Annotated in this window: 15 protein-coding genes and 1 pseudogene; all 16 read left to right on the top strand. The window is 62.8% G+C overall.

All coding sequences use genetic code 11. From position 1 onward, the window contains the following. The first annotated feature begins 1 nt into the window (after position 1). Complete coding sequence (locus EF294_RS14710) at positions 2-1,261, top strand: cytochrome P450 (protein WP_123931414.1); 1,260 nt, start codon at positions 2-4, stop codon at positions 1,259-1,261. A 14-nt stretch (positions 1,262-1,275) separates the two neighbouring features. Then, complete coding sequence (locus EF294_RS14705; protein ID WP_123931412.1) at positions 1,276-2,067, top strand: coniferyl-alcohol dehydrogenase; 792 nt, start codon at positions 1,276-1,278, stop codon at positions 2,065-2,067. A gap of 8 nt (positions 2,068-2,075) precedes the next feature. Further along, positions 2,076-3,473, top strand: a complete 1,398-nt coding sequence (locus EF294_RS14700) for an aldehyde dehydrogenase family protein (RefSeq protein WP_123931410.1) — start codon at positions 2,076-2,078, stop codon at positions 3,471-3,473. 56 nt (positions 3,474-3,529) lie between these two features. Continuing rightward, a complete protein-coding gene (locus EF294_RS14695; RefSeq protein WP_123931408.1) occupies positions 3,530-3,724 on the top strand; it encodes a ferredoxin in 195 nt (64 codons plus the stop codon). Positions 3,725-3,727: 3 nt separating this feature from the next. Continuing rightward, complete coding sequence (locus tag EF294_RS14690; RefSeq protein ID WP_123931406.1) at positions 3,728-4,591, top strand: SDR family oxidoreductase; 864 nt, start codon at positions 3,728-3,730, stop codon at positions 4,589-4,591. Between the two features lie 30 nt (positions 4,592-4,621). Beyond that, on the top strand, positions 4,622-6,307 hold the full coding sequence (locus tag EF294_RS14685; RefSeq protein WP_281276010.1) for a phytoene desaturase family protein: 1,686 nt from the start codon (positions 4,622-4,624) through the stop codon (positions 6,305-6,307). 245 nt (positions 6,308-6,552) lie between these two features. Continuing rightward, entirely contained in the window at positions 6,553-7,443 is an 891-nt protein-coding gene (locus EF294_RS14680; protein ID WP_123931404.1) for an MlaE family ABC transporter permease, read from the top strand. A 6-nt stretch (positions 7,444-7,449) separates the two neighbouring features. Continuing rightward, a complete protein-coding gene (locus tag EF294_RS14675; protein ID WP_425459438.1) occupies positions 7,450-8,316 on the top strand; it encodes an MlaE family ABC transporter permease in 867 nt (288 codons plus the stop codon). Positions 8,317-8,322: 6 nt separating this feature from the next. After that, complete coding sequence (locus EF294_RS14670) at positions 8,323-9,372, top strand: MlaD family protein (protein WP_123931402.1); 1,050 nt, start codon at positions 8,323-8,325, stop codon at positions 9,370-9,372. A gap of 18 nt (positions 9,373-9,390) precedes the next feature. After that, positions 9,391-10,392 carry an MlaD family protein gene (locus EF294_RS14665; RefSeq protein ID WP_185091101.1) on the top strand — a complete coding sequence of 334 codons (1,002 nt, stop codon included), beginning with the start codon at positions 9,391-9,393 and terminating at the stop codon, positions 10,390-10,392. Beyond that, positions 10,380-11,375: an MlaD family protein gene (locus EF294_RS14660; protein WP_123931398.1), complete on the top strand. Its 996-nt coding sequence runs from the start codon at positions 10,380-10,382 to the stop codon at positions 11,373-11,375. Before EF294_RS14665 ends, EF294_RS14660 begins: the two co-directional genes overlap by 13 nt. After that, on the top strand, positions 11,375-12,466 hold the full coding sequence (locus EF294_RS14655) for an MlaD family protein (protein ID WP_185091100.1): 1,092 nt from the start codon (positions 11,375-11,377) through the stop codon (positions 12,464-12,466). Before EF294_RS14660 ends, EF294_RS14655 begins: the two co-directional genes overlap by 1 nt. Beyond that, a complete protein-coding gene (locus EF294_RS14650; RefSeq protein WP_123931394.1) occupies positions 12,463-13,470 on the top strand; it encodes an MlaD family protein in 1,008 nt (335 codons plus the stop codon). Before EF294_RS14655 ends, EF294_RS14650 begins: the two co-directional genes overlap by 4 nt. Further along, positions 13,467-14,477, top strand: a complete 1,011-nt coding sequence (locus tag EF294_RS14645; RefSeq protein ID WP_123931392.1) for an MlaD family protein — start codon at positions 13,467-13,469, stop codon at positions 14,475-14,477. Before EF294_RS14650 ends, EF294_RS14645 begins: the two co-directional genes overlap by 4 nt. Before the next feature lie 57 nt (positions 14,478-14,534). Further along, positions 14,535-15,263, top strand: a complete 729-nt coding sequence (locus EF294_RS14640; protein ID WP_246007877.1) for a hypothetical protein — start codon at positions 14,535-14,537, stop codon at positions 15,261-15,263. A gap of 27 nt (positions 15,264-15,290) precedes the next feature. After that, a pseudogene (locus tag EF294_RS22160) lies at positions 15,291-15,409 on the top strand (ABC transporter ATP-binding protein); the annotation flags it as partial.

Genomic DNA, 15,409 nt, shown 5'->3' with positions numbered 1-15,409 from the left:
CATGACCAGTACTCTGCACAGCCCGGCTCGGCCCTATGACGAACTGAGTATCTCGGGTCTCGACTTCTGGGCGCAGACCGCCGAGGAACGAGAGAAGACGTTCGCCCTCTTGCGGGCGCAGCGCCCGATCAGTTGGCATGCACCGCTCGAGGGGGCCATCATGCCCCCGGAGAACGACGGCGTCTGGGTGGTTACTTCCCACGAACTCATCTCCGAGGTGAGCAAGCATCCGGAATTGTATTGTTCTGGACAGGGTTTCCAGTTCGAGGAGATACCCGACGACGTGCTGTCGGCTGCGGGTTCGTTCCTGGGTATGGACGACCCGCGGCATGCGGCTCTGCGCAAGCTGGTCAGCTCGGCGTTCACGCCCAAACAGGTCAAGAAGATTCACGAGCAGATCAAGAACCAGTCGCGAATCATCGTGGACCAGTTGATCGAGAAGGGCGAGGGCGACTTCGTCGACGTCGTGTCCAAGCGTCTACCCATGTGGACCATCTACGAAATGATGGGTCTGGAAGACCTCGACAAGCGTGAAGAGGCCGCTCATCATGCCGATGGCATGGTGTCGTGGGCCGACGAGGACGTCGCCGCCGGACGGGAACCGGGAGAGGTTCTCAACGAATCCCTGGTCGGGCTGCTGTCGATGGGGTTCGAATTCGCCGAAGAGCGCCGCACGCATCCGAAGGCCGACCTCATGACCGGGCTCGTGCAGGCCGAGGTCGACGGCGAAGCACTCACCGACGAGGAGATCGCCTCGTTCTTCGTGCTGTTGTCGGTGGCAGGCAACGACACCACACGCAACACGATCAGCCTCACCACCAAGGCCTTCCAGGACTTCCCCGATCAACGTACGTACTTGCTCGACGATTTCGCAGGACGCATCAAGCCGGCGGTCGAGGAGTTCGTGCGGTGGGCTTCGCCGGTGATGACCTTCCGTCGCACGGCCACTGAAGACACGGTGCTCGGCGGTCAGGAGATCAAGGCGGGCGAGTGGGTGGCGATGGTGTACTCCTCCGGCAACCGTGACGAAGCGGTATTCGAGAACCCAAACCGGTTCGACATCACGCGCTGGCCCAACCCGCACGTCGGGTTCGGTGGCGGAGGACCACATTTCTGCATGGGCAGCTTCGTCGCGAAGATGCAGTTGACCGAGCTCTTCGATCAACTGCTGCACCGTGCGCCCACCTTGCGCGTCGGCGAGCCGGAGTACCTCACCGGCAACTTCGTCCGCGCGGTCAAGTCCATGCCCTACACCCTCTGACAGGAGTTCCTCTCATGACCGATCTCTCCAACAAACGAATCGTGGTCACCGGAGCGGCATCCGGAATCGGTGCCGCCACCGCCGAGCGACTTCTGGGTGCCGGCGCCGAAGTGCACAGTCTCGATCGCAACACCCCGGCGGTCGCGGTCACCAGCCACACCGAGGTGGATCTCGCCAATCCCAACAGCATCGATGCCGCTCTGGAAAAGCTGGACGGCTCCTTCGACGGTCTGTTGAACATCGCCGGTATCCCGGGAACCGCCCCGTCGGATCTGGTTCTCGCCGTGAACTCGCTCGCTGTTCGCCACCTGAGTGAGGCCTTCTTCGAACGCCTCAACCCCGGTGGATCGGTGACCATCGTGAGCTCCACCGCCGGCTTCGGCTGGGCCGATCGTCTCGAGCAGATCCGAGATCTGCTGGCCACCGACACCTTCGAGGACGGCGTCGCCTGGTTCAAGGAACACCCCCAGCAGGGCAACACCTACAACTTCTCGAAGGAGGTCACGACCGTCTACACCATGTCGATGGGATTGGCCTTCGCGGAGATGGGATTCCGCATCAATGCCGTGCTTCCCGGCCCCGTGGAGACACCGATCCTCGTCGACTTCGAGGAGTCGATGGGCAAGGACACCCTCGACGGCTTGCGAAACCTGTTGGGACGACACGCAGAACCGGGTGACATCGCCGACGTACTGGTGTTCCTGGCGTCAGACGATGCCCGATGGATCAACGGACAGGCGATCGCCGTCGACGGCGGTGTGACAGGTGCCGTGCTCTCCGGCGTGGTTCCGGCGCCCGAGATCTGAGACGCGACATGGCCACTCCTCTCACCGCCCGACAGTCCACCGCATCCCCGGTTGTCGAACAGGTCGACGCCTTGCGTTCGACGTTCGCGTCCGGCACCACCCGTCCTTATGCTTGGCGTATCCGGCAGCTCGAAAGCATCGAGCGGTTGCTCGCCGAACGTGAGTCCGACATCGCCGCAGCGCTGGCCGCCGACCTCGGACGCAGCGCCGAGGAGGCATGGCTCGGCGACATCGCCTCCACGGCCGGAGAGGCGTCCTACGCACGCAAGCACCTCAAGAAGTGGATGAGGAAGCGGCGAGTGCGCTTGCCGCTCAACCAGTTGCCGGGGCGCGGATGGGTGCAGTACGAACCACTAGGCGTCGTTCTGGTGATCGGCCCGTGGAACTACCCGGTGTATCTCACCCTAGGTCCCTTGATCGCGGCAGTCGCGGCAGGCAACTGCGCGGTGCTGAAGCCGTCGGAGCTGGCTCCGGCGACATCGGCTTTGCTGACTGCGCTGGTTCCCCAGTATCTCGACTCGTCCGCGGTGAGTGTCATCGAGGGTGACGCCGAGGTCACCCAGGATCTGCTCTTACTCGGCTTCGACCACGCCGTCTTCACCGGTGGTACCGATATCGGCAAGAAGATCATGGCCGCGGCAGCGCCCACATTGACACCGGTAACCCTCGAACTCGGAGGGAAGAGTCCGGTGATCGTGGCCGAGGACGCCGATCTGGACGTCGCGGCACGACGCATCGCATGGGTGAAACTGCTCAACTCCGGGCAGACCTGTATCGCACCGGACTACGTTCTTGCGCATCGGTCGATCGCCGAGCAACTGATCGCGAAGATCACCGCAACGATCGCAGAATTCCGCTCGGACGCATCGGATGACACTTTGCCTATCGTCAACGAGCGACAGTATGCGCGTCTGGCTGGCTATCTCTCGCAGACCAGCGGTCGGATCCTCGGCGGTGCCGCTGACGAATCCCGACGCCGACTCCAACCCACGGTGGTCGTCGATCCCGATCCGCAAGAACCACTGATGACCGACGAGATTTTCGGACCGATCCTGCCCGTTCTGACCGTCGACTCCGTGGATGCCGCAATTGAATTCGTGAACGCCAGGCCCAAACCGTTGGCGATGTACGCGTTCACGTCGTCGAAGCGGACTGCGTCACAACTGACGGAGTCGATCTCCTCCGGCGGTGCGGTCATCAATCACATCGCCATGCACTGTCTGGTGCCAGCGTTGCCGTTCGGTGGGGTCGGTGCCTCGGGAATCGGTGACTATCACGGCAGTTGGGGATTCGAGCGACTGAGCCACCGCAAGGCGGTGCTCTCGAAGTCGGCCAAACCCGATCCGCGCCTGGTCTATCCGCCCTACTCGGCGCGTGACCTCAAGCTCATGCGCAAGCTGTTCTGAACCCAGCGCCGGCCGCTCAGACGCCGTCCACTCAGCCTGCGTCCAAGGAGGAATCAATGAAAGTACATCTCGACAGAACCAAGTGCACGGGCCTAGGAATCTGTGAGTCTTTGGCACCCGAATTCTTCGAAATCGGTGATGACGGAACGCTGTTGATACTCAAGGAGGAGATCTCCGATGACGAGCTACAGGCAGTCGACGAAGCCGTGGCCGGCTGCCCCACCGAAGCCCTCCGGATTGACAAGGACTGAGAGATGCTGAGTCTTGATGGGCGCGTCGTCGCAATTACCGGGGCCGGCGGCGGCCTGGGCCGGGAATATGCGCTGACCGCGGCAGCGCATGGTGCTCGCGTGGTGGTGAACGACCTCGGTGGCGCGCGGGACGGATCCGGCTCCGGCTCGTCGATGGCGGATACCGTGGTCGAGGAGATCCGCTCCCGCGGCGGGACGGCGGTTGCCAACTACGACAACATCGCCACCCATGAAGGTGGCCTCGCCTTGATCGGTACCGCTCTCGATTCCTTCGGCAGCATCGACGGCCTCGTCCACAACGCCGGCATTCTGCGTGACAGCAGCTTCGCGAAGATGACGGAGGAGAACTGGGACGCGGTACTCAAGGTGCACCTGTACGGCGGCTTTCACGTGATCAGTGCGGCGTGGCCGCACTTCCGGAGTCAGAAGCACGGCCGGATCGTGGTCGCGACGTCGACGAGCGGGCTGTACGGGAATTTCGGGCAGGCCAATTACGGAGCAGCCAAAGCCGGGCTGTTCGGGCTCGTCAACACCCTCTCGATCGAGGGTGCCAAGTCTGGCATCACCGCGAATGCCGTGGCACCGCTGGCCGCGACCCGCATGACGGCCGACATCGCACCTGCCGAGGTGCTCGACAAGCTCCCGCCGGCGCACGTCGCACCGGTGGTGGTGCACCTGCTCGGAGATGCGTGCACCGACTCGGGAGAGGTGTTGGTCGTCGGGGGAGGTCTGGTTCAACGAGTGGAACTCTTTGCGAACAGGGGCGTCACCTTCGACGAACCCCCGACCGTCGACGAGGTCGTCGCGAGGTGGGACGAGATTACGGACATGACCGAAGCAGTCCCGGGAACCAATCCGCTCGGGTGAGGTTTGCCCGCCAATCGAGAAGGAAGATCAGTGACAACAGCAGTAAAGAACACGGCCGACGTCATCGTCGTCGGCGCCGGGCACAACGGCATGGTGTCCGCGGCATACCTGGCTCAGGCGGGACTCGACGTGCTCGTGGTGGAGGCCTCACCGACGATCGGTGGCATGACCTCGACCAACCCCTTCGAGCCGGAGGCTCCGGGATACACCATCAACGAGGCGTCGATGCAGGCGTCGCTATTCCGTACGACGACCATCGACAAGGACCTGGGTCTCTCTTCGAAGTTCGGCCTGCGGCAGACCGTCATCGATCCCGCGCACGTCCAACTCAATTACGATGGAACATCATTGGCGTTGTGGCGTGATCCCCGCCGTACCGCCGACGAGTTGCGGTACTTTTCTCCGTCGGACGCTGAGGCGCTCATCGACCTCTATCGCGTGATCGACGCGGCCGTCGAGATCGGGCTGCCGTTGATGCAGACCAGCCCGGTGACGCCCGACATCAAGAAGGTGTTGCAGGCGGCCAAGGGCATGGCGAAGAACCGCAAGGAACTCGCCGCGATCGGCCGGTGGATGGCATCCTCGCAGGTCGAGGCCATCGAGGACAGCTTCGAAAGTGACGCCATCCGGGCGCCGTTGACCATCGCCCTACCGTTCATGCCGTTCGACGCCGATCTTTCGGGATGGTCACTTATCTACCTCGGGGTGCTCAGCAAGTACGGGGTCTCGATGTTCCACGGCGGAACCGGCGCATTCCCGGCGGCACTGGCCAAGAGCGTGAAGTCCCACGGAGGCCGCATCCGCACCAACGCGCCGGTCGAGCAGCTACTCGTGCACAACGGAAAGGTGACCGGGGTGCGACTCCGGGGTGGTGAAGAACTCCTGGCACGACGTGCCGTCCTCACCGCGTGCAGCCCGAAGACGACGCTGACCCGGTTGCTGCCCGACGGTGTGCTGCCCCGGGTGCTCAAGAACAAGGCCGAGAAGATCCCGACCCGCAGGCGCGGTATCGCCGACTACAAGCTCAATGTCGCTCTGAGCGGCACGATCTCGATGGAGAAGCACGAGAAGTGGCGCGGTGACGGGATCGATCTCCGACTCGGATGCAACTCATTCAACACCTATCAGGAGAGCCTCGATGCGGCCAAGGCGTGCGTGCGGGGCGACGTACCGGACCACATTCCCGGGCTCGGTCACGCGACAACGGCTTTCGACAAGGGCTTCGCCCCGGATGGCTGTGACATCTTCTGGTTCTGGACCGGACTGACCCCTACGGACCCGCGGATCGGCTGGGATGAGGCGAAGAAGCAGATCACCGAACGCGTCATCAACGATGCGTCCCACTACTATCAGGGAATCGAATCGCTGGAGGTGGCGCGCCGAGATCTCGCGCTCCCCGACATCGAGGAGAGGTTCTGGGCGATCGACGGCAGTGTGTATCACGTCGATCCGGTGATCTCGCGATTCGGGCCGCTCAAGCCGGCAGACAAGTTCGCGGGGTATCGCACGCCGATTCCGGGGCTCTACCTCACGGGCGCAGGCACACACCCGGTGGCGGGAATCTCCGGTATGCCCGGCCAGAATGCCGCGCACACGATGCTCAAGGACTTCCGTAACGAAGACAACGGAAGCCTCGGTGACCGCGTGCGGTCGGCCGCGCTCCGCGAGAACACGCTCGCTGCGCGTTATGAAAAGGCTTCTGTCGCAAGCCAGTAGGTAGACACGCAAGTGCCGAGACGGTGGTGTCCCCAGGTGGGCGCCGCCGTCTTGGTGTGTCCGCCAACGGGTCCGAGTGATGGTCGCGAAAGAGATGTCGTTGAACCGGGTTGACCATATGTGGACTTATGCTAAGGTCCCATGTGACCCGGGACACACAGGGGATTGATATCTACGAAATTTAATTGAAAGTCAATTAACCGGCCAGACGTCCACGAATGGCCGGCTCAGGGGAAGAGGTGAGGATGCAAGGCCTCAGCTTGGGCGCGTCAGAAGCGGTGGCCCCGCCACCGGTGCTGACGGGTGCCGGTGACGTGGTGGCACGCGCCGGCAGAAGCATTGTCCGCTATGTCAAGACCGTACCGGCCAAGTCGTTGGCGACCATCGGCCGCGCGGCTCGGCTGGCGGTCGAAGTGGTGTGGTACGCGATCACCGGCGTGTTCCGTGCACGCATCCCGATGGTGGAAACACTCGAACAGGCGTGGTTCCTCCTCACCGTGACCGCCCTGCCCGCAGTACTCATCGCGCTGCCGTTCGGGACCGAGATCTCGATCCAGGTCGGCGCGGTGGTGAACCAGGTGGGCGCCAAGTCCCTGGCCGGTGCGGCCAGCGGAATCGGCGTGATCTCGCAGGGTGCTCCCATCGCCGCCGGACTCCTGATGGGCGGAGCTGCTGCCTCGGCAATCGCCGCCGACCTCGGCGCGCGTTCGATTCGGGAAGAGATCGACGCGATGCGGGTGATGGGCGTCGATCCGGTTCAGCGGCTTGTTCTTCCGCGCTTCCTGGCAATTCTCATCATCTCCCCGATTCTCTGCGTCATCATCGTCGCCTCGGCTGTGGCAGCGGGCTTCTCCCTGGCGATCACGATCAACGGGGTGATCCCGGGCAGCTTCTGGCAATCGTTCGGCGCCTTCGCGACACAGACCGACTTCTTCTTCGCGATCATCAAGACGATGCTCTTCGGGATGGAGGTCGTCATCATTGCCAGTCTCCGCGGGCTCGAGGCGAAAGGCGGGCCGCGCGGCGTCGCCGACGGTGTGAACGCCTCGGTGGTCCTGGGGTTCGTCGCGGTGTTCATCACCAACCTGATGACCACCCAGATCCAGTCCATGTTCTTTCCGAGTCAGGTCGGGTGAGGCGAGGTGACCGCTCCGAGTTCGTATTCGACTCAGCGCCTGCTCGCCCGCGGTGGACGCCTGCTGAGCACGAGCGTCTTCAACGTCGGTGAGGGAATCGGTCGGTGGACCCTGTTCACCGTACAGACGATCATCTCGATCCCATTCACCCTCAAGCACTATCGCAAGCAAACCGTCCGCACGATGAACAGCATGGCCTGGGGACGCGGATCGATCATCGTCGACGGCGGGGTCATCTCCCTGCTCGTCGTCCTGGGTGTGGCCATCGGGATCGCCGTTGCCATCGAGGCCTACAACACCCTGAACCTCATCGGCTTCGGACCGTTGACCGGCGTGATCGGCGCCTTCCTCAACATCCGCGAGATGGGCCCGATCATGACCGGTATCGGTTTTGCCGCACAGGTGGGGTGCCGCATGACCGCCGAGATCGGGTCGATGCGTATTGCCGAGGAGATCGACGCCACCGAGACACTCGGCATCCGGTCGATCCCCTTCGTCGTCGGCACCCGTCTGATCGGCGGCATGCTCTGCGTGATCCCGGGATACCTGCTCAGCCTTGCCATCGGATTCCTCACCGCGGGAACGTTCGTCAAGGTGGTCCAGGGCGCGCCGGCTGGAACCTACGACCACTACTTCAGCCAGTTCCTCGATCCGGTCGAGGTGTTTTACTCACTGGTCAAGGCCGTGACGTTCTGTGCGGTGGTGACGATCATCCACTGCTACTACGGATTCTTCGCCTCCGGTGGACCGGAAGGGGTCGGGCGTGCGTCCGGGCGTGCGATCCGAGCCAGCCTGGTGTTGATCATCGTGATGAATCTGGTAATGACGATCGTGCTGTGGGGTCTTCATCCCGACCTGGTGTTCAAGGGGTGATGATCGATGGTCTCAGGATTTCTCATCGGCTCCGAGCAACATCGGAAGCACGTGCTTCGCAAGACGGGTCTGTTCGTGGTCATCGCCGTGGTGATTGTCGGGGTGATTTTCGGATATATCGTGCCTGCCCTGACCCCGCGTGACCACAGCCTCATGAGTGTCACCATCGATGCTCCTGCGGTGGGCCCGGGCGTCGAGGATGGCACCGAGGTCGTGCTCCGGGGCGCCCCGATTGGCAAGGTCACTGGGTTGCACGTGAACAGCGACGGAACATCCTCGATCACAGTGGATCTCGAGCGCTCGCTTGCACGGGGTATGGGCCAGGACTTCGTCGTTGACTTCCGGCCGAAGAATTACTTCGGCATCACGTGTATCAGTGTGGTGAATCCCGGTTACCCGGCCTCCGGTGAACTGACCGACGGCGCCCATGTTACCCGACGCGACATCGGTGACTACACGATGTCGACGATGATCGAGCAGGGATCCGACGTCGCCAACGGAACCCTGATGCCCGACACCATGAATGCGATCAAGAGGGTATTGGTCTACACCGCTGCGTTCCAACCGCTGATCCACACGGGGGTCGTGTTCGCCGATGTGGTCGCCCGTACCCAGCAACAGACTCCGGCATATCTCCTCGACCGCTACAACGACATCGTGACTGCGCTACCACCTTTCGCCGACGGTGCCTTGTCGGCGATCGACAGCTTCTACAACAGTGCGCTGCGTCCCGCAGGCGACGAGGTACAGAACAACTTCACCATCACGCTTAAGGCCATCTCCGACAACTTCTTCTCGATGGTCGGTCGGCTGTTGAAGTCCAACCAGGGCAACCTCACCCCGCTGGTCGACACGATCACCTCGGCGGCGAGTTTGCTTCCGGCAGTGGGCGAGGGCGTGGTCACTCCGGTAACGGTCAGTGACCTGGTCGCCCGGCTCGACGGTGCCTTCACCCAGGGCGCAGACGGGCAGCAGGTACTCAAGATCAAGCTCGCGTTGCAGAGCCTGCCCGCCATGGCCGGCCCGATCGCCGGCCTGCCGACAGGAGGGCGTTGAGCGATGAGACATCGACTGATGAGCGCCTCCCGAATCATTAAGCCGCTCTGGAAATTGGTTGCGGCGGCAGCGGTGGCACTGGTCCTGTTCGTCGTGATCATCAACGGGATCAAGAGTCCCGTCGAGACACCGACGAGTGCGTACACCGCCGAGTTCACCGACGCCTCCGGCTTGCGCCCCAACGCCGATGTACGCATCCGGGGTGTCAAGGTGGGCAAGGTGACGGCGATCGACTTGTCACAGAACAGCGACAACGTCGCGGTGGCCACGGTGAGCTTCACCCTGGCCGCTGACCATCACCTGACCGACAAGTCCAAGGCCGCGGTCAAGTACTCCAACCTTTCCGGCGTGCGTTATCTCGACGTTTCCGGCGCCGATGAATCCGGCGCGCAGGTGCGAGACCTGCGGGTGGACAACACCATTCCCTCATTCGACATCACCGAGTTGTTCAACGGGTTGCAGCCGGTATTGCAGACCCTGAGTCCCCAGGAGATCAACGAATTCTCCAACAACGCGGTCACGTTGATGCAGGGTGATGGCAGTGGGTTGGGCCCGATGCTCGAGAGCATCAACACCTTGAGCCGCTACACGGCGGATCGCAGCAAGATCATCTCCTCGCTCGTGACCAATATGTCGCGGATCTCGGAGACGCTCGGTGGAAAAGCGCCCCAGATCATCGAATTCCTCCACGACATCGAGCGGCCGGTGGATTCCACCTTGACGGTCCTCGACGAGTTCCGGAAGGCCAGTCTGTACGGACCGGCGTTCACCGGCACTGTGAACTCGATCTTGTCCGGGCTGGGAATAGAACCGACCACCAACATCGACGGTGAACTGTCCAAGGCCTTTCCGACGGTGGACAGCTTGTGGCAGTCCCTGCAGATGCTGCCCACGGTCTTCGAGGGCCTTCAGGTGCCCGCGTCGAGCCCGACCAACACCTGTTCGCACGGCGAGTTGCCGCTGCCCGCCCTCGGCAAGGTCCTGATCAACGGAAGTGGGGTGATCGTATGTCGCAGCTGAGGAGGTTCCGCGAACGACTGGCCGAGAACGACCTGCTGGCAGGCCTTATCGCGGTGCTGGTGATCGCAGCGGTCGTGGCCGGTGTGGCGTACTACTACCTGTCGCCTCCCGGACGACAAGAGATCAGCTTCACGACCCGCGATGCGTCGTCGGTCGCCGGCGGCGAAGACGTCCGCGTCGCGGGCGTGTCGGTGGGCAAGGTCGAACGAGTCTCACTCGGCGACACGAACGTCCAGGTCACCCTCGACGTCGACAGCAAGGTGCACATCGGAGACGCCACGCGGGTCAAGGTGCAGTTGCTGACCGCAGTCGGAGGCTACTTCGTCAGTCTGGTCCCCGGCGGAAAGGTGACCGACGACTCCAGCACCATCGCGGCCGATCGGGTCTCGGTGCCGTACACCATCGCCGACACCCTCCAGGAACTGCCACGCATCACCGATAACGTGAACGGAAAGCCGATCGATCAGTCCCTGCAACAGGTGGCGGACGGTCTGAGTCAGGCCAACCCGTCGATTCGCAACGCGATCGACGGACTTCAGACCTTGTCGACCGTCATGGACGATCAGAAGGTCCAGGTGAGGTCCATCCTGGACATGGCGAACGAATACCTGACGACCTTCGACAACAGTCGCGACTTCGTCTTCGAGCTCGTCCGGAAGGTGAATATCGCTCTGTCGCAGTACTACACCTATCGAGCCGGGTTCTCCCAGGCGTACAAAGGGCTTGGTGGCGTACTCGAACGTGTCGGCGTGCTGGCGCAGTTCTACCTCAATCACACCGATCAGGTGTATCCGGCGGTCGTGGCCGCCCGTGACACGCTGAGACGCCTCAACGACACCACTTCCGGGTTCATCAATCAATTGGTACCGCTGCGTGATCAGTTGATGCGGCTGATCGGGCCTGCAAATGCGGCCGACCAGAATGCCGGGTTCGTCCTCGACGCCACATCGATGTGTCTACCGGTTCCGGGAAGGGCATGCTGATGAAGCGAAAAGTGTTGTGGTCATTGATCGTTCTGGTATGTGTCGCTCTGGTGGTCGTCGGTGGCGTGACGATCGGCCGCGGTGACGCCAAGAGCTCCACAGCTCAGTCGGGTTATTGTGCGATCCTCCCCGACACAATCGGACTCTATGCCGGGAATCTCGTGACGACGATGGGCTATCCCATCGGCAAGATCACCTCGATCACACCGTCGGACAGTGGGGTGCGCGTGGAATTCTCCCTCGACGGGTCCCATTCGGTCCCCGCGGACGCCAAGGCGGTCACCCGGTCGAAGTCGATTCTCGCCGATCGATCCCTCGAACTGATCGGGGACGGCAACGGACCCGCTCTGTCGCCGGGACAATGCATTTCGATCTCGAATGCCTATACGCCGAAGAGTATCTCGCAGATCAGCGGTTCGGCGGCCGACCTGATCGACCAGATCGCACCGAACGGAAACACTCGAGCCGTCGAGGGATCGATCGATCAGATGTCCACTGCGGTCGCCGGCACCGGACCCGACGTCGCATCGTTGATGACGACGGCTGCGGCCGCCGTGCAGTCGCCGGAACGGATGATCTCCGATATCGGCTCCATCATCACCTCCACCGCACCACTCACCGGTGATGCGTTGGCGCGGTGGTCGGACGTCGCCTCCATCATCAACAAGTTGCCGGCGGCGACCGACACCGGTGCACGAGTGCTGTGGCCCGGCGCGGTCCACATGATCTACGGGATGACGCCGGTGCTGCAAGCCATCTATGACTTCGTCCCGAAGTACGGCCCGGAGTTCTTCGCACTTCTCGACTTCCTGCCCGGTCCGATCCACATCGCGGCAACCAGTGTCGGCAGCATCCAGAAGGCGTTGACCGCGCTGCCGGTCCTCGCCTCAACCGCGACACTCGTCTCCCGACGTGACCAGGGCGCCGGAGTGCAGGTGGCCGCGCCGTGGGTGCGAGTCCGCAGCGCGGACGCAAACCTGCTCTGCCGCAACCTCAACGCTCAACAGAAGGGCAGCTGCGTGGTCGACGACGGCCAGGCTCGTACCGCCCGCATCGGGGCACTCGATCTCCTCATGGGGGTGGCGCGATGATCGCGAATCCGCGCACGGCGCGAACTGTTGGTCGGATCACGTTACCGGCGGTGCTCGTGGTGTTCATGATGGTGGTGGCCGGGTGCTCGTTGAACCCGGGTGACATGGCGTCGGCGGTGCGGTCGGCCGGATCGGGAACGCCGATCACCGTCCAATTCGACAACGCACTGAACCTCCCAGAAGGAGCCGACGTCACACTGAACGGTTTGCGAGTCGGATCGGTGACCACCGTTGCACTCACGGGTGATCACGTCGACGTGGGGGCGCGGGTGCAGAGCGACTCGCACGTCAGTGCCGACGCCACCGCGTCGATCCGCCAGAACACGGTCCTCGGCGATCCGTATCTCGCGATCGAATCCCACGACAGCGGACAAACGCTCGCCGCCGGCGACGTGATCCCGTTGTCCCGCACGACATCACCGCCGCCGCTCGAGGACACGTTGGCCGTGCTCTCGAACTTCGTGAACGGCGGGAGCATCCAGAACATGCAGGACGTCATCCGCTCGGTCAACAGTGCACTGCCTCAACACGCCCAAACCCAGCGGGTCGCCAACATCGCTGCGCGAGACTTCCGGAGCCTGGCCACCGACACGGGGCGGATCGACACGATGCTGGACGGTCTCAACACCACGAGCGAGGCCGTGATCCCGCACCTCCCGCTGTTGACCGAGGAGCTATCGGCGCCGGGGATGCACTATTGGAGCCAACTCTCGGCGCTCTTCTCCGGGATCGGCATCGTGCTTCCCAGTATCGGTAGCGTGTTCGCCGGCGGGTTCTGGCTGATGCCCTTGCTTACGTCGGTGGACGGATCGATCCACACCGTTCGCGATGGGATCGACGCTGTCGGCCAGAATGATCAGGCAATCCGTTCGTTCCTGTCCGACCATCTCTTCCCATTTCTGCAGAAACCCAGTCTGAACATCGTCTCGGCCACCTCGCCGCAGGGCGAGGAGATGATCGGCGACATGACGCGGCTGCTGCGCATGATGGGAGCGATCCGATGATCCGACGATTCACTGCAGCCGGCGCCCGAACCATGGCGTCGATAGTGGCGCTGCTCGCACTGGTGGCTGCCTCACTCATCTACCTGGGTTCGGTGGGTCTGAGCGTGACCGACAATTGCGGCGTCCGTACCGCGTCGATGACCGTTCCGGAGACGAACGGTCTCGTCGTGGGATCGAGAGTGCTGTTCCGGGGGGTCGCGATCGGAAAGATCACCTCCGTACAGCCCTCGGTGTCGGGTGTCACAGTCGACTGGAATTACAAGGACCAGTACGAGATTCCGGTCAATTCCACCTATCGGGTGGATAACCTGTCGGCCCTGGGAGAGACGTACCTCGGTATCACTCCCAACGTCAGCAGCGGCCCGACTCTCGGCGATGGTGCGACGCTCACGGCGACGAAGGTCGAGGTACCGACGACCATCGATGAACTCTCCGCACGATTCACCCGTCTACTCGAGCAGGTGAACGCCAAGAAGGTGCGAGGCATCATCGGCGAGATCAACACCGGATTGGTTGCAGATCAGCAGGTACTGAACAACATCGCGAACGCCAGTGCACTGCTGGAGACGACGATCCTGACCACTCGCGGCTCACTCACCGACCTGCTCAACAGATTCCAGCCACTCCTGCAACGCGGGTCGGAGGTGAGCGATTCGATGGCGGCCTCGGGTGATCCGGTCGCACGGTTCGCCGATGGTCTCGCGCTGTTCCTCACCGAGGGCGGCAAGAAGGCAGGCAGCGGAAGTCCGGACGGGAAAGACGGTTTCATCGTCTCGACGCACTCGCCGGACTCGTTGAACAACCAAGCAAAGCCGTTGCTGGAAAGCGTGCAGCGATTCCTCGACCGGAGCGGTCCGGACCTGAAAGTGCTCGGTGATGCGGCCTTCCCGGCAGTGAGTTCGGCGTCGGCGACCTTGCGGACCGCCGACCTGAGCAATCTCATGCGCACGGCGCTGGCGACTGCGGGAGCCGGAGACGGCCTCGTGGTCCGGGTCGGTGGTCGGTGACATCCATCCCCGCGACGACCGGACCGGCATAACATTTGTGAGACAAGGAGACTCGACATGAGCACCAAGATCATCGACACCGATACGCATCCCGAAACCCGAGAATTGACCGACGATACGCGTGATACCGCTTCCGCCACCGAGGACGCCTCCGCCGCGACACCGGAGGAGTCCAACGACGACACTGCCGAGACGGATACCAACGAAGGAACATCAACCGCGCAACGGAGCACGAAAGGTTGGACCCCGGTAGGGACGCGCGTGTTGCGGGGTCGGCGGGCGCTCGTTGTGTCGGCTGTCGCGGTGGTCGTCGTGGCGCTGGCAATCGCAACCGGCATCTTCGCCTACCTGTATCACGACAAGAGCAACCAGTTCGATGCCGTGCAGTCGTCGGCGGCAGACACCGCACACGCCGAGAAGATCGCGCTCGACTACGCCACTGGCGCTGCACAAATGGGATATCAGGACCTTGATGCCTGGAACAAGCGTCTCACTGCGGGTACATCACCCGAGCTGGCCTCGAAGCTGACGAATGCCTCGACGGCGATGCAGCAGGTGATCGTTCCGCTGCAGTGGAATTCGACAGCGTCGCCCATTGCGGCCCAGCTGAAATCCCATGACGGCAACACCTACGTCGTCACGGCGTTCGTGAGCGTGATGACGAAGAATGCGCAGGCTCCCCACGGCGTACAGTCCACAGCGAGTTACACCGTCACGATGGACAGCTCGAAGAATTGGCTGATCACCGATGTCGGTGGTTTGGACGGCGCGGTCGCGCCCAAGTAACCGCGGGATCAGTGAGAGGACACACCAATGGGTGTCGAAGTGAGCGTCGCCAACCTCACCAAATCGTTTGGTTCGCAGAATATTTGGCGTGATGTGTCGCTGACTTTGCCGGAGGGCGAGGTGTCGGCCCTGCTGGGTCCGTCGGG

Origin of the sequence: Gordonia oryzae (assembly GCF_003797185.1) — a bacterium.
In the GTDB taxonomy this organism is placed as follows: Bacteria; Actinomycetota; Actinomycetes; order Mycobacteriales; family Mycobacteriaceae; genus Gordonia; species Gordonia oryzae.
The sequence above is the reverse complement of the archived record's forward strand: the minus strand, read 5'-3'. Positions and strand labels throughout refer to the sequence as shown.

What these genes read in the sequence shown, in the direction of transcription:
- EF294_RS14710 (WP_123931414.1), top strand. Translation starts at nt 2, where the DNA reads ATGACCAGTACTCTGCACAGCCCGGCTCGGCCCTATGACGAACTGAGT.
- EF294_RS14705 (WP_123931412.1), top strand. Translation starts at nt 1,276, where the DNA reads ATGACCGATCTCTCCAACAAACGAATCGTGGTCACCGGAGCGGCATCC.
- EF294_RS14700 (WP_123931410.1), top strand. Translation starts at nt 2,076, where the DNA reads ATGGCCACTCCTCTCACCGCCCGACAGTCCACCGCATCCCCGGTTGTC.
- EF294_RS14695 (WP_123931408.1), top strand. Translation starts at nt 3,530, where the DNA reads ATGAAAGTACATCTCGACAGAACCAAGTGCACGGGCCTAGGAATCTGT.
- EF294_RS14690 (WP_123931406.1), top strand. Translation starts at nt 3,728, where the DNA reads ATGCTGAGTCTTGATGGGCGCGTCGTCGCAATTACCGGGGCCGGCGGC.
- EF294_RS14680 (WP_123931404.1), top strand. Translation starts at nt 6,553, where the DNA reads ATGCAAGGCCTCAGCTTGGGCGCGTCAGAAGCGGTGGCCCCGCCACCG.
- EF294_RS14670 (WP_123931402.1), top strand. Translation starts at nt 8,323, where the DNA reads ATGGTCTCAGGATTTCTCATCGGCTCCGAGCAACATCGGAAGCACGTG.
- EF294_RS14665 (WP_185091101.1), top strand. Translation starts at nt 9,391, where the DNA reads ATGAGCGCCTCCCGAATCATTAAGCCGCTCTGGAAATTGGTTGCGGCG.
- EF294_RS14660 (WP_123931398.1), top strand. Translation starts at nt 10,380, where the DNA reads ATGTCGCAGCTGAGGAGGTTCCGCGAACGACTGGCCGAGAACGACCTG.
- EF294_RS14655 (WP_185091100.1), top strand. Translation starts at nt 11,375, where the DNA reads ATGAAGCGAAAAGTGTTGTGGTCATTGATCGTTCTGGTATGTGTCGCT.
- EF294_RS14650 (WP_123931394.1), top strand. Translation starts at nt 12,463, where the DNA reads ATGATCGCGAATCCGCGCACGGCGCGAACTGTTGGTCGGATCACGTTA.
- EF294_RS14645 (WP_123931392.1), top strand. Translation starts at nt 13,467, where the DNA reads ATGATCCGACGATTCACTGCAGCCGGCGCCCGAACCATGGCGTCGATA.
- EF294_RS14640 (WP_246007877.1), top strand. Translation starts at nt 14,535, where the DNA reads ATGAGCACCAAGATCATCGACACCGATACGCATCCCGAAACCCGAGAA.